The 12,482-nt window shown below is 71.9% G+C and carries 13 protein-coding genes; 7 read left to right on the top strand and 6 right to left on the bottom strand.

Annotated elements, in window-relative coordinates; all coding sequences use genetic code 11:
- Nucleotides 1-72 precede the first annotated feature (72 nt).
- The 4 genes from CRP56_RS37925 to CRP56_RS37910 all read right to left on the bottom strand — a co-directional run bounded on the left by CRP56_RS37925 (nucleotide 73) and on the right by CRP56_RS37910 (nucleotide 2,873).
- Nucleotides 73-447, bottom strand: a complete 375-nt coding sequence (locus tag CRP56_RS37925; protein WP_097271890.1) for a DUF4180 domain-containing protein — start codon at nucleotides 445-447, stop codon at nucleotides 73-75.
- 44 nt (nucleotides 448-491) lie between these two features.
- A complete protein-coding gene (locus CRP56_RS37920) occupies nucleotides 492-1,121 on the bottom strand; it encodes an MBL fold metallo-hydrolase (protein WP_097271888.1) in 630 nt (209 codons plus the stop codon).
- The gene (locus CRP56_RS37915) at nucleotides 1,121-2,206 is read right to left on the bottom strand and encodes an S-(hydroxymethyl)mycothiol dehydrogenase (RefSeq protein ID WP_097271886.1); all 1,086 of its coding nucleotides are present in this window, start codon (nucleotides 2,204-2,206) and stop codon (nucleotides 1,121-1,123) included. Before CRP56_RS37915 ends, CRP56_RS37920 begins: the two co-directional genes overlap by 1 nt.
- A 91-nt stretch (nucleotides 2,207-2,297) precedes the next feature.
- On the bottom strand, nucleotides 2,298-2,873 hold the full coding sequence (locus CRP56_RS37910; protein WP_097271884.1) for a transketolase: 576 nt from the start codon (nucleotides 2,871-2,873) through the stop codon (nucleotides 2,298-2,300).
- 255 nt (nucleotides 2,874-3,128) lie between these two features.
- On the opposite strand from CRP56_RS37910, the gene CRP56_RS37905 reads away from it, so the two are divergent.
- From CRP56_RS37905 to CRP56_RS37895, 3 genes are all read left to right on the top strand, one after another.
- Nucleotides 3,129-3,899: an isopentenyl transferase family protein gene (locus tag CRP56_RS37905; protein ID WP_097271882.1), complete on the top strand. Its 771-nt coding sequence runs from the start codon at nucleotides 3,129-3,131 to the stop codon at nucleotides 3,897-3,899.
- Nucleotides 3,896-5,221, top strand: coding sequence for an FAD-binding protein (locus CRP56_RS37900; RefSeq protein ID WP_097271880.1), 1,326 nt, complete (start codon nucleotides 3,896-3,898; stop codon nucleotides 5,219-5,221). The genes CRP56_RS37905 and CRP56_RS37900 overlap by 4 nt, the downstream gene beginning before the upstream one ends.
- A gap of 70 nt (nucleotides 5,222-5,291) precedes the next feature.
- Complete coding sequence (locus CRP56_RS37895) at nucleotides 5,292-7,046, top strand: ABC transporter ATP-binding protein (RefSeq protein ID WP_097271878.1); 1,755 nt, start codon at nucleotides 5,292-5,294, stop codon at nucleotides 7,044-7,046.
- 9 nt (nucleotides 7,047-7,055) lie between these two features.
- Here CRP56_RS37895 and CRP56_RS37890 read toward each other — a convergent pair whose 3' ends face one another.
- A complete protein-coding gene (locus CRP56_RS37890; protein ID WP_097271876.1) occupies nucleotides 7,056-7,484 on the bottom strand; it encodes a spore germination protein GerW family protein in 429 nt (142 codons plus the stop codon).
- A gap of 9 nt (nucleotides 7,485-7,493) precedes the next feature.
- The gene (locus tag CRP56_RS37885; protein ID WP_097271874.1) at nucleotides 7,494-8,366 is read right to left on the bottom strand and encodes a (2Fe-2S)-binding protein; all 873 of its coding nucleotides are present in this window, start codon (nucleotides 8,364-8,366) and stop codon (nucleotides 7,494-7,496) included.
- A gap of 188 nt (nucleotides 8,367-8,554) precedes the next feature.
- On the opposite strand from CRP56_RS37885, the gene CRP56_RS37880 reads away from it, so the two are divergent.
- From CRP56_RS37880 to CRP56_RS37865, 4 genes are read left to right on the top strand one after another with little or no spacing between them, the layout of a single operon-like run.
- A complete protein-coding gene (locus tag CRP56_RS37880) occupies nucleotides 8,555-9,547 on the top strand; it encodes a FecCD family ABC transporter permease (RefSeq protein ID WP_097271872.1) in 993 nt (330 codons plus the stop codon).
- Nucleotides 9,544-10,551 carry a FecCD family ABC transporter permease gene (locus CRP56_RS37875; RefSeq protein WP_097271870.1) on the top strand — a complete coding sequence of 336 codons (1,008 nt, stop codon included), beginning with the start codon at nucleotides 9,544-9,546 and terminating at the stop codon, nucleotides 10,549-10,551. The genes CRP56_RS37880 and CRP56_RS37875 overlap by 4 nt, the downstream gene beginning before the upstream one ends.
- On the top strand, nucleotides 10,548-11,381 hold the full coding sequence (locus CRP56_RS37870) for an ABC transporter ATP-binding protein (RefSeq protein WP_097271868.1): 834 nt from the start codon (nucleotides 10,548-10,550) through the stop codon (nucleotides 11,379-11,381). Before CRP56_RS37875 ends, CRP56_RS37870 begins: the two co-directional genes overlap by 4 nt.
- A gap of 33 nt (nucleotides 11,382-11,414) precedes the next feature.
- Nucleotides 11,415-12,437, top strand: coding sequence for an ABC transporter substrate-binding protein (locus CRP56_RS37865; protein ID WP_097271866.1), 1,023 nt, complete (start codon nucleotides 11,415-11,417; stop codon nucleotides 12,435-12,437).
- The last annotated feature ends 45 nt before the right edge of the window (nucleotides 12,438-12,482 follow it).

Here is a 12,482-nt window from a genome sequence, read left to right as displayed (position 1 = left end):
ACCCCACGGTCTCCGGTAAGCCGGACATCTTCTGTCGCCTTTTACATCGGCTCTGGCGTTTTCCGGGCCGGGTCACCCGGCCGGGCGCAGCCGCTCGCCCAGTTCGTCGTCGTCCGCGACGATCCAGACGTGCCCGCCCTGGTTGGTCTCGCGCACGAAGTCGCGCAGCGCCGTGCTCTCGTCCAGGTGGCGGGACACGTCCCCCACGACGGCGAGACGCACCCGGTAGTTGACGAACTTCTGCATGACCGCCCCGGCGACCCCCGACCGCAGCCGGAAGAACTCCTCCGCGACGCGCTCGGCGGGCACGGCGACCACGTCGGCGCCCCGTCCCATGGCGTCTCCGATCAGATCCAGCGCGGCCCGCTCGCCGTCGAGCGCGGGTCCGTCGGGCGTGCAGCGCAGCACGGTGACGCCATGGAGGTTCACGAGTTCGTCAGTGGTCATGACAGGCGAGCCTAGTCGTGACCCGCCATGGCCCCCGGGGATGTTCAGTGACCGCGGGCGATCCACTCCTCCAGGTGCGGGGCCTCCGCCCCGATGGTCGTGGAGTCGCCGTGCCCGGTCAGGACCTTCGTCTCCGGCGGCAGCTCCAGCAGCCGGGCCCGGATCGAGTCGATGATCGTCGGGAAGTGGCTGTACGACCGACCCGTCGCCCCCGGTCCGCCGGCGAACAGCGTGTCGCCCGTGAAGACGGTGGCGAGCCCGGGGTCGTAGAGGCAGACCGCGCCGGGCGCGTGCCCGGGGGTGTGCAGGACCCGCAGGTCCGCGCCCGCGGCCTCGATGACCTGGCCGTCCTGGAGGTGGGCGTCGGGGTCGCGGTCGGGGTGGGTCTGCTTCCACAGCGGCAGGTCGTCGGGGTGCAGCCAGATGGTGGCGCCGGTGAGGTCCGCCAGTTCGGGCGCGGCGTCGATGTGGTCGTTGTGGGCGTGGGTGCACACGATCGCCGTCAGGCGGCGCTCGCCCACGGCCTCGGCGATCGCCCGGGCGTCGTGCGCGGCGTCGATGACGATGACCTCGTGGTCGTCGCCGACGATCCACACGTTGTTGTCGACGTCCCAGGTGCCGCCGTCGAGGCTGAACTGGCCGGAGGTGACGAGGCGTTCGATGCGGGCGGTCATCAGAGCACCACCACCGAGCGCAGTACGTCGCCGTGGTGCATCCGCTCGAACGCCTTCTCCACGTCGGTGAGTTCGATGGTCTCGGTCACGAACGCCTCCAGGTCCAGGCGGCCTTGCAGATGCAGGTCGATCAGCAGGGGGAAGTCGCGGCTGGGCAGGCAGTCGCCGTACCAGGACGACTTCAGGGCGCCGCCGCGGCCGAACACGTCCAGCAGCGGCAGTTCGAGCTTCATCTCCGGGGTGGGCACGCCGACCAGGACGACGGTTCCGGCGAGGTCGCGGGCGTAGAAGGCCTGCTGGTACGTCTCCGGGCGGCCGACCGCCTCGATGACGACGTCCGCGCCGAAGCCGCCGGTCAGCTCGCGGATCGCCTCGACCGGGTCGTTCTCACGCGAGTTGACCGTGTGGGTGGCGCCCATGGTGCGGGCCTTCTCCAGCTTGCGGTCGTCGATGTCCACCGCGATGATCCGCGCCGCGCCCGCGAGGTTCGACCCGGCGATCGCCGCGTCCCCGACGCCGCCACAGCCGATGACGGCGACGGTGTCGCCCCGGCCGACGTTGCCGGTGTTGATCGCGGCGCCGATGCCGGCCATCACCCCGCAGCCGAGCAGGCCCGCGACCTGCGGGGAGACCGAGGGGTCGACCTTGGTGCACTGGCCCGCCGCCACCAGCGTCTTCTCGGCGAACGCGCCGATCCCCAGTGCGGGCGACAGTTCGGTGCCGTCGGTCAGGGTCATCTTCTGCTTCGCGTTGTGGGTGTTGAAGCAGTACCAGGGGCGTCCGCGCAGACAGGCACGACATTGCCCGCACACCGCACGCCAGTTGAGGATCACGAAGTCACCGGGGGCCACGTCGGTGACACCCTCCCCCACCGACTCCACGACGCCCGCGGCCTCGTGGCCGAGCAGGAAGGGGAAGTCGTCGCTGATGCCGCCCTGCTTGTAGTGCAGGTCGGTGTGGCACACGCCGCACGCCTGGATCTGCACCACGGCCTCGCCCGGTCCCGGGTCGGGCACCACGATCGTCTCCACCCGGACCGGCTCGTCCTTGCCCGGTGCGATCACGCCGCGTACTTCCTGCGCCATGGTGGTGAACCCTTCCTTCGGCCCTGTCCGTTCTCCCTCCGACCCTACGTGTAACCGATCAGTAACGGCACGGGAGCGGAGGCCTCCGGCCTCAGGTCAGGAAGTCGGTCACGGCCCGGCCGAGTGCCGTCTCGTCGCGGGTGTCCGCGACGCCCAGGACCAGCAGCCGGTGCGGTACATGGACCAGGGTCGCGGCGACGTGTCCCGCCGAGATCCCCGGCCTGCCCGGTTCGACCAGGACGACGTCCGCGCGGTCGGCGGCCAGAACGGCCGTCCGCAGGGCGATCTCGTCGAAGGGACGGACGGTGGTCGCGTAGAGCACGGTCACGTCCAGCCCGGCGGTGGCGCGCAGCACCGGGTCGAGCGTGGCGCCGACCGCGAGGACCACACCGCCGAGCCCTTCCCGTACGCGCGCGAAGCCCTCCCCGCCGCCGCGCGGCTCGGCGTTGGACTCGGCGGAGACATGCACGTACGCCCGCTCCCCGTCGCGCACCGCGCCCAGCACGGCCCTGCGCACCTCGTCGGGGTGCCCCGGCACGTGCACGGTCCAGCCGGGGGTGGCCGCGACCCGGGTCAGTACCTCTTCGGCGCCGTAGCCCAGGAGGAGGGTGCCACCGCCGTCCTGCGGAAGGGAGTCGGCGGCGGCGAGAAGCATGTCGGACTGCACGGGACGACCTCCAGGTGAGGAATTCTCGTAAAGGCGTCAAGAATCCGTCAGGAACAACTCGACGGTTTCTCGTAGAACCCTGGATTCCCCCCACCTGGGCCGTTCACTCCGCGAAATTCAACCTTTAACAAGTCCACAGGAAGGTAGCTTTCTCTTTGCCCGGTCCAGATCCCTGCCTGGTTCTTCGCCCTGTCCTTTCGCGCTTAGGTTGACGCCGACTCTCCCCGCAGACGGAGTGGAAGGGGACATCCCGTCATGGTCCACAGCGACCCGCGTTCCACAGCACGTCCGTGCGTCCGCCTCATCGCCGGGCCGACCGGCGTCGGCAAGAGCGCGGCGGCCACCGCGCTGGCCCGGGAAACCGGCGCCCCGGTCGTGGTCGCCGACCGGCTGCAGTGCTTCACCGACCTCGCCACCACCAGCGCCCGCGCGGGCGCCGACGTACCGGGGGCGCGCCGCCACTGGCTCGGGGACCGCACCTTCGCCGACGGCGACCTGGGTGCCGTGGCGGCCACGGACGCGCTGGTCGCGCTGGTGGAGCGGCTCGGCGACCGGCACCGGCTGGTGATCGTCGAGGGCGGTTCGATCTCGCTGCTGCGGGAGCTCGCCGCCCGGCGGACCGCGCTGGACTGGCGGCTGACGGTCCAGTTGCTCGCGCCGCCCGACCGGGCCGAGTACGTCGCGAACCTCACCCGCCGGGCCCACGAGATGCTCACCCCGGAGCCGCCCGGCCGCAGCCTCCTCGACGAACTCGCCGTGCTCTGGCGCGAGCCCCGGCAACGCTGGCTCGCGGCGTCCGTCAACGGCTTCGAGGCGGTCCTCGAATGCTGCGCCAAGTACGGAATCGACGTGTCGACCATCGGTGAACAGCCGCTTTCCGCGCATGTTCTGAACCGCATGGCCACGCTCATCGCCGAACGGCACGCCGAGCACGGATTTCTCCAGTACCGGGTGTTCTCCGAAATTTTCGACGGCCGAACAATAGATTCCGGACCCGAGGCGACGGCAGTGGAGCGTGCAGCATGAAAACGGTTGGCACGGACAGCGCATTCGCTGCGCACGATTTCGGCCACATCATCCAGTCCCGGCCACTCGACGTCCTGTCGCCGCGTTCCGGTGCCGAGGTGCAGGGCCTGGTCGCCTTCGCGGACCGGCACCGGCTGCCGGTCACGGCCCGCGGCCGCGGACTCGCCCCGTACGGGCAGAGCCAGGCCGACGGCGGTTACGTCATCGACATGGGCGCCCTGAACGAGGTGCGCTGCGTGCCGGACGAGCGGACGCTGATCGCCGGGGCGGGTGCGACCTGGGCTGACGTGGTGCGCGCCGCGCTGGCCGTCGGCCTCGCACCCCCCGTCCTCCCCGACCATCTCGGCGCGAGCGTCGGCGGGGTGCTCAGCACCGGCGGCTTCGGTACCTCCAGTCACCGGTGCGGGCTGGTCGCCGACTGGGTACGGGAGGTGGAGGTGGTCACCGGTACCGGCGAGCGGCTCGTCTGCTCCGCCGAACGGCACCCGGACCTCTTCCGAGCGGTCCTGGCCGGTCTCGGCCAGTGCGCGCTGATCCTGCGGGCCGTCCTGCGCCTGGTACCCGCGCCCGAGCGGGTCCGCCGCTACCGGCTCTACCACGACGATCCCGGCCCGTACTTCACCGACCAGCGGCGCATCGCCCGCGACAGCCGGTTCACCCATGTCGTGGGCCAGGCCCGCCCGGCCCTCGGCGGCGGCTGGCGTTACATGATCGAGGCGGTCGCCCCGCACGACGGCGAACTCCCCTGTGTCGACGACCTGTTGATCGGCGACCTCGACCACGACCGGGACACCCAGGAGATCGAGGACCTGTCCTACGCCGAGTACCTCCACCGCCTGGACCGTGACGAACGGCTGCTGCGCGCCACCGGCGAGTGGGAGCGCCCGCACCCGTGGCTCGGCCTGCTGCTCCCCGAGGAGGTGGCCGAGGCCTCCGTCCCGGGTGCGCTCACCGAGCCCGAGCAGCGGGGCCTGCGCACCTGCGGAGTGGTGCAACTGCGCCCGCTGAACGGCCGTACGCTGCGCGCCCCGATGCTGCGCAGGCCGGCCGGTGAACTCCTGTGTCTGCTCTCCATGATGCGCACCGCGCCGCCCTCGGACCCGGACACGGTCCGCCGCATGCTCGCCGCCAACCGCGCCCTGTACGAGCGGGCCCGAGCCGTCGGCGGGGTCCTGCACCCCATGAGCGCGCTGGCGATGACACCCGAGGACTGGCGCAGCCACTTCGGCGCCGACTGGGCGGACCTCGCGCAGTCCAAGGAGCGCTACGACCCGCACGCCATTCTGACGAGGGGCTACGGGATGTGGGCGGATGCGCGCTGACCGCCCAGGCGCCCCCTGGGCGCGGCGGCCGACGTAGCCTGAATGCTCCGCCCGACTCCGAGGGAGCGCCGTGAGCATCGCAGAGCCCGAGCCGGCCACGCCCACCTGGCGGCTGCTGCTGGGATACGTCCGGCCGCATCGGTGGGCGCTGCTGCTGGGCGCCGTTCTCTCGCTGCTGACGGGGGCCACCGGGCTGCTGTTGCCGCTCGTGGCAAGGGAGTTGATCGACGACCTGTCCCACGACCGCACGGTCACGGGCGCGTTGCTCGTGATGTCGGCCCTGGTGGTGGGCAACGCGGCGGTGGGGGCGCTGGGTTCGTACGTGCTGCGCAGGACCGCCGAGTCGGTGGTGCTCGGCGCGCGGCGCGCTCTGTCGTCGTATCTGCTGCGCCTGCGCATCACGGCCGTCGACCGCACCGAGCCCGGCGACCTGATGGCGCGCATCACCTCGGACACGACGTTGCTGCGCGAGGTCACCACCGACTCCCTCGTCGGCCTCGGCACGGGCGGGCTGACGCTCGTCGCGACGATCGTGATGATGGGCCTGGTCGATCCGGTGCTGCTGGGCGTCACGCTGGCCGTCATCGCCGCCGCGGGCACGGTCCTCGGCGTGATCGTGCCGCGCATCAACAGGGCCAGCCGGCAGGCGCAGGACGCGGTCGGAGTGATGGGCGCGTCACTGGAGCGGATCCTCGGCGCGCTGCGCACGGTGAAGGCGTCGGGCGCGGAACACCGGGAGGAGCGCACGCTGCACGAGGCCGCCGAGGAGTCCTGGCGGCAGAGCGTGCGCGCCGCCAAGTGGTCGGCGGCGGCGGGCAATACGGCGGGCCTGGCGATGCAGATCGCCTTCATCACGGTCCTCGCCGTCGGCGGGGCCCGGGTGGCGACCGACGCGATCGACGTGGGCACGCTGGTGGCGTTCCTGCTGTACGTCTTCTATCTGATGTCCCCGATCCAGCAGGTCGTCGGCGCGATCACGCAGTACCAGACGGGTGCCGCGGCCCTGGCCCGCATCCAGGAGGCGCTACGGCTGCCCGCCGAACCGGCCGACCTGCCCGCCCCCTTGCCCGCCCCGGGCGCCGAACCGGCCACCCTGGCCTTCACGGACGTGCGCTTCCGCTATGCCGACGACCTGCCGTACGTCCACCACGGGGTGACGTTCTCGGTGCCGGCCCAGGGCATGACGGCGTTCGTCGGCCCGTCCGGCGCCGGCAAGACCACGGTGTTCTCGCTGATCGAGCGCTTCTACGACCCCGAGTCGGGCACCATCGCCCTGGACGGCCGCGACCTCGCCGACTGGCCGCTGCCGCAACTGCGGTCGGCGATCGGGTACGTCGAGCAGGACGCGCCCGTGCTGTCGGGCTCGCTGCGGGACAACCTGCTGCTGGGCAACCCGGAGGCGGCCGAGGACGCGCTGACCCGTGTGCTGAAGACGACCCGGCTGGACGGTCTGGTGGCCCGGCTGCCCCGCGGTCTGGACACACTGGTGGGACACCGCGGCACCAAGCTCTCCGGCGGCGAGCGCCAACGCGTCGCCATCGCCCGCGCGTTGCTGCGCCGCCCCCGTCTGCTGCTCCTGGACGAGGCGACCTCGCAGCTGGACGCGGTCAACGAGGCGGCGCTGCGCGACACGGTCGCGGACGTGGCCCGTACGACCACCGTCCTCGTCGTCGCACACCGGCTGTCGACGGTCACCATGGCCGACCGGATCGTGGTGATGGACGCGGGCCGGGTGCGCGCGGTGGGCACACACCGCGAACTCGTGGCGTCCGATCCGCTGTACGCGGAGCTGGCGGCGACACAGTTCCTGGCGACGGCGGGGTGAACCCCGGGCTCAGGCGCGGCGGTTGCGCTTGCGCACCAGGGCACGCACCGACTTCGACCCGACGATGCCGATCAGCATGCCCGCGAGCGGGAGCGCGATGTCGACCCAGGGGTCACGGATGGGCTTGTAGACGGCCGTACCGTCCTTGATCTCGATGTAGCCGAGCGGCCTGGCGTCGACACCGCCTCCCCCGCCTCCGCCCTCCCCGCTCAGCGAGGTGCCGCTCCCCTGCCCCGCGCCGCCGCCGAAACCGAAGCTGACCCGGGCGACAGGAACGACCGTGATGCCGTCCCGGGTGATCGGCTCGCCGTAGACGACCTCGACGGAGGCCTTGCCGCCGAGCTTGTCGGCGAGGCGTTCCAGCAGGGTGGTGGAGGCTTGGAGGGCGCCGGGTTCGGTCAACGGCGTGGACGCGGAGCTCTCTTGGGCGGCGGTCATCGCCTCACCCTAGGCCGGAGGCCGCCCCTCCGACAGTACCGCCGGGCTTTGGCCCTCCAGGCGGCGCAGCCGTTCCGCGTCGCAGGTGCGCGGGCACGTGGAGCAGGCCTCGGCCGGGCGGATCGCGTAGAACATGCAGCAGCCGGTACGGGTCCGGGTCGGATGGCGGCGGCCGTCCGCGCCGACGAGGTGGCGGAAGTCGGCGCCACTGGGGTACGGCGGCACGGCCACCGGCAGCACCTCGGTGGCGGCTCTGATCGCGGCGCCTTCCTGGCCGAGCGTCCGCCCGAGGTACCACAGGGCGGAGACGAGGTCGTCGGAGACCATGCCCCACAGGGCGCGTGAGCGGCGGCGCGCGACGGGGCCGATCGCGGCGAGCAGGGGACGCATGTGCTCTGCGAGCGACATCCTCAACTGGGCGCGCAGCTCGGACTCCTGAGGCAACGTCAGCGCACCAGGGCGTCCGGCCACCGGGTCGTCGGCCAGACAGGCCAGTTCCGTGCCGGGAGTGATGGTGTACGTCCCCGAGGCCAGGTCGAGGCGAAGGTCCTCGGGATGGATGCGCGGCACCCGGCGTTCGAGGTACCAGGGGCCACCCATGAGCATGCCGACGGTCCAGGCGTAGTCGTGCAGGGCGCGGGAGGCGGCGACGTCCGGGCGTGGACGCACACCGTAGCGATCGTGAACGCGTGCCGCCTCCGCCTCGACGAAGGCGTCCAGCGTCGCGCGATCACTCGCCAACTCGGCTGCCGTCACTCCCCCTCGTCCCGTTGACGCGACCCGTACATCCAGCGCCTCGCAGACATCTGCCAGCCGCCGGTAGACGCCACCCAGGGCATGGGCGACGGCTTCGTCCGGCGAGGTCTTCAGGGCCACCGGCATCGGCGCGCTCCCCACAGAGAGATTCAACAGGCAAGAGACTTAATAGGCAAGCCTTACCTTATCTTGATCAAGGGATCTCCATGTCAAGCGGTGGCACATCATTCTCACAGCCGGTTGAAAAGTAAAGCAAGCCTCACCTAAGCTCACCGTTCGTGACTGCGACCCAACGGGACGCACCCGCCACAGGTGTGCCCACCCGTGCCTTCAGGCACATACCGCTCCTCCTGACCGGCCTCGCCGCCCTGACCCTGTGCACCGCGCTGAGTCTCGCGCTCGGCACCCGCTCGGTGCCGCTCCCCACGGTGGTCGACGCCCTCTTCGGCGACGCCCACGGGCGGGACGCGCTGGTCGTGACCGGGCTGCGTCTGCCACGGACCGTCATCGGCCTCGCGGTCGGCGCCGCGTTGGGCGTCGCCGGAGCCGTTGCACAGGCAATCACCCGCAACCCGCTCGCCTCGCCGACGACCCTCGGCATCAACGCGGGCGCGTCCTTCGCGGTCGTCGTGGCGATCTTCGCGCTGAAGCTCAACGACCCGGTCGAATATGTGTGGTTCGCGTTCGCCGGTGCCGCCGCGGCGGCGCTGTTCGCCCAGGCGCTGGCCCGCCGCGCCGGGGACATCGATCCCGTACGGCTCGCCCTGGGCGGCACCGTGCTCCAACTCGTCCTGCTGTCCTGGACGTCCGCGGTGATGCTGCTGAACCAGCGCACGCTCGACGAGGCCCGCTTCTGGCTCGCCGGTTCCCTGGCCGGGCGCCCGCTCGACACGCTGTGGCCGGTCCTGCCGACGCTGCTGCTCGGGATCGTCGTCGCGCTGGCCGTCTCCCCCGCCCTCAACGCCCTTGCCCTGGGCGACGATTCGGCCCAGGCCCTCGGTGTCCCGGTCGCCCGCATCCGGCTCGCGGGCGGTATCGCGGTCGTCCTGCTCGCCGGGTCGGCGGTCGCGGTGGCGGGCCCCGTCGCCTTCATCGGCCTGGCCGCCCCTCATCTCGTACGACCGCTGCTCGGCGCCGACCACCGGCTGCTGCTGCCCGGCTGTCTGATCGCGGGTCCGCTGCTCCTGCTGTCGGCCGATGTACTCGGCCGGATGGTGCTGCGCCCCTCCGAGCTGGAGGTCGGGATCGTGACCGCGTTCCTGGGCGCGCCCCTGCTGGCACTGCTGGCCCGGAAGGTGGCCCGATGAGCGGCATCCGTAGCCGGGTCGTGACCTTCGCCGTCCTCGGCCTGCTGACGCTCTTCACGCTGCTCACCGTCTCCCTGACGACCGGTGAGATGCGCATCCCGGCCGGCACGGCCCTGCGCGCCCTCGTCGGGCTCGGCGACGGCGGTGACGTCCTGGTGGTGCAGCAGTTCCGGGCGCCCCGCGCGGTGGCGGCGATCGTCGGCGGTGCCGGGCTCGGGGTCGCGGGCTGTGTGCTGCAACGGCTGTTCCGCAATCCGCTGGCGTCCCCGGACGTCATGGGTGTGACCGGCGGGGCCTCGCTGGGCGCGGTCGCGCTCCTCGCGGCCGGCGCCTCGCAGACCCTGATCCCCTTGGGCGCGTTGGCCGGCGGGCTCCTCTCGGCCCTGCTGCTCGGCGTGTTCGCCTGGGGCTCCGGGCTCTCCGTCACCCGCCTTGTGCTCACCGGCCTCGCGGTCCAGGCGGGCCTCGCCGCCGCCGTGAACCTGATGATCGTGCGCTTCCCGGCCGAGCTCGCCGGGTCGGCGCTGCAATGGACCACGGGGTCGGTGTACGGGCGGACGTGGACGGAGGTGTGGGGAGCGGGCGGCGCCCTGCTGATCACGCTCGCCGCCGCGCTCGTCCTGCACCGCAGACTGGCCGTGCTCGATCTCGGGGACGACTCGGCGGGCGCCCTCGGCCTCAACACCGCCACGGCACGCCTCCAACTCCTCGTCCTCGCCGTCGTGTTGGCGTCCCTGGCCGCCTCGCTCGCCGGTCCCGTGACCTTCGTCGCGCTCGCCGTGCCGCACATCGTGCGGTTCCTCACCGGGCCGCCGACCGCCGTGTCCCTCGCCCTCGCCGGGCTCACGGGGGCCGTTCTGCTGCTCGCCTCCGACCTGGTGGTGCAGCACCTGCTGCCGATCGAGGGGCTGCCGGTCGGCGCGGTGACGGCCACGCTCGGCGCGCCCTGGCTGCTGGTGCTGATGCTCCGGCAGAGCTCGCCCGTCCGGAGGACCCACGCATGACCGCGGAGACGCCAGTGAACACGCCCAACCAGCTCGCCACCGAGGCCCTCGACCTCCGCTACGGCGACCGGCTCGTCGTCGGCGGCCTCGACCTCACCCTCCCCGGCGGCGCCGTCACCGCGATCGTCGGCCCCAACGCCTGCGGCAAGTCGACGCTGCTGCGTGGCCTGAGCCGCCTGCTGGCCCCGGCGGCCGGCACCGTCACCCTCGACGGCTCCGACATCCACCGCATGTCGGCCAAGGCCCTCGCCCTGCGCATGGGTCTGCTGCCGCAGCAGCCGGTCACCCCGGAGGCGATCACCGTCGAGGCCCTCGTACGGCTGGGCCGCTACCCGCACCAGCGGCTGCTCAGCCCGTGGTCGGCGGCCGACCAGAAGGCCGTCGACGAGGCTCTGGAGCGCACCGGCACCGCGTCCCTGCGCGACCAGGCCGTCGACCGGCTCTCCGGCGGTCAGCGGCAACGCGCCTGGATCGCCCTGGCGTTGGCGCAGGACACCGAGCTGCTCCTGCTCGACGAACCCACCACGTTCCTCGACCTCAGGCATCAGCTCGACGTGCTCGACCTGGTCGCCGAACTGCACGCCGAGGCGGGCCGCACCGTGGTGATGGTGCTGCACGACCTCGGACAGGCCGCCCGTTACGCGGACCACATGGTGGTCCTCAAGGACGGCCGGCTCGCCGCCGCCGGAACCCCGGCGGACGTCCTCGACGCGGAGCTGGTCAAGTCCGTGTTCGACGTGGACTGCCGGGTCGTCCCCGACCCGGAGACCGGCACGCCGCTGGTCGTCCCGAGAAGCAGCGCGGCCCGGCGCTCCGCCGCGACCGCCTGACCCGCTCACCTACCCAGAAGGAACCCACCCCCCATGTCCCAGCGCTTCACCCTGCCCGGAATCAGAAGGATTCTGGCCACCCTGCTCGCCGTGATACTCGGTACGGCCGCCCTGGCCGCCTGCGGCGGCTCCGACTCCGGGTCCGGCGACTCCGCCGCCGCCAAGCCCGCCCCCGGCTCGGCCGGTTTCCCGCGCACCCTGAAGACCGTGATGGGCGACGTGAAGATCCCGTCCCAGCCCAAGCGGGTCGTCGTCCTCGACACCGGCGAGCTGGACGACGTCACCCTCCTCGGCATCGACCCGGTCGGCGCGGTCGCCCCGCACTTCAAGACCGAGGGCGGCTTCCCGACGTATCTCAAGGGCGAGTTGAAGGACACCGCCGACGTCGGCCCGCTCCTGGAGCCCAACCTGGAGAAGATCGCCTCCCTCAAGCCGGACCTGATCCTGTCCTCCAAGATCCGCCACGAGAAGGTCTACGACAAGCTCAGCGCGATCGCCCCCACCGTCTTCACGGAGACCACCGGCGGTGTGTGGAAGGAGAACCTCAAGGTCCACGCCGAGGCGCTGGGCCTGGAGAAGGAGGCCGCGGCCAAGCTCAAGGAGTACGAGACGCGGGCCAAGGCGCTCGGTGAGGCCATCGAGAAGAAGGACGGCGGCACCATGCCGACCGCGTCCGTGGTCCGCTTCATCGCCGGCCCGACCCGCCTTTACCAGTCCAACTCCTACAGCGGTGTCGTCCTCAACGACATCGGCTTCAAGCGGCCGTCCTCGCAGGTCTCCGACGACCCCGAGGTCACGATGAAGGACGTCAGCCCGGAGGAGATCGACCAGGCCGACGCCGACCTCATCTTCGTCACCTCCGCGGACGTCGACGACAAGACCCAGAAGAAGCAGGTCACCTCCAACCCGGTGTGGAAGGACCTCCCGGCCGTCAAGGACGGCAAGGTCTTCGAGGTGCCCGACGAGACCTGGATGTCCGGCATCGGTGTGCAGGCCGCGGAGCAGATGCTCGCGGACGTCGCGAAGGCCACCGGCGTCGCGCTCCCCGCCAAGTAACTCCCGCTGATCCGGGGCGGGTCATGGCCCCCGGCCGGGCCCGCC

It is taken from the genome of Streptomyces sp. TLI_55 (genome assembly GCF_900206255.1).
Classification (GTDB): domain Bacteria; phylum Actinomycetota; class Actinomycetes; order Streptomycetales; family Streptomycetaceae; genus Streptomyces; species Streptomyces aquilus.
The sequence above is the reverse complement of the archived record's forward strand: the minus strand, read 5'-3'. Positions and strand labels throughout refer to the sequence as shown.

Bases quoted from the DNA above. Each gene is read 5' to 3' on its own strand.
- CRP56_RS37925 (WP_097271890.1), bottom strand. From the start codon at position 447: ATGACCACTGACGAACTCGTGAACCTCCATGGCGTCACCGTGCTGCGC.
- CRP56_RS37920 (WP_097271888.1), bottom strand. From the start codon at position 1,121: ATGACCGCCCGCATCGAACGCCTCGTCACCTCCGGCCAGTTCAGCCTC.
- CRP56_RS37915 (WP_097271886.1), bottom strand. From the start codon at position 2,206: ATGGCGCAGGAAGTACGCGGCGTGATCGCACCGGGCAAGGACGAGCCG.
- CRP56_RS37905 (WP_097271882.1), top strand. From the start codon at position 3,129: ATGGTCCACAGCGACCCGCGTTCCACAGCACGTCCGTGCGTCCGCCTC.
- CRP56_RS37900 (WP_097271880.1), top strand. From the start codon at position 3,896: ATGAAAACGGTTGGCACGGACAGCGCATTCGCTGCGCACGATTTCGGC.
- CRP56_RS37890 (WP_097271876.1), bottom strand. From the start codon at position 7,484: ATGACCGCCGCCCAAGAGAGCTCCGCGTCCACGCCGTTGACCGAACCC.
- CRP56_RS37885 (WP_097271874.1), bottom strand. From the start codon at position 8,366: ATGCCGGTGGCCCTGAAGACCTCGCCGGACGAAGCCGTCGCCCATGCC.
- CRP56_RS37875 (WP_097271870.1), top strand. From the start codon at position 9,544: ATGAGCGGCATCCGTAGCCGGGTCGTGACCTTCGCCGTCCTCGGCCTG.
- CRP56_RS37870 (WP_097271868.1), top strand. From the start codon at position 10,548: ATGACCGCGGAGACGCCAGTGAACACGCCCAACCAGCTCGCCACCGAG.
- CRP56_RS37865 (WP_097271866.1), top strand. From the start codon at position 11,415: ATGTCCCAGCGCTTCACCCTGCCCGGAATCAGAAGGATTCTGGCCACC.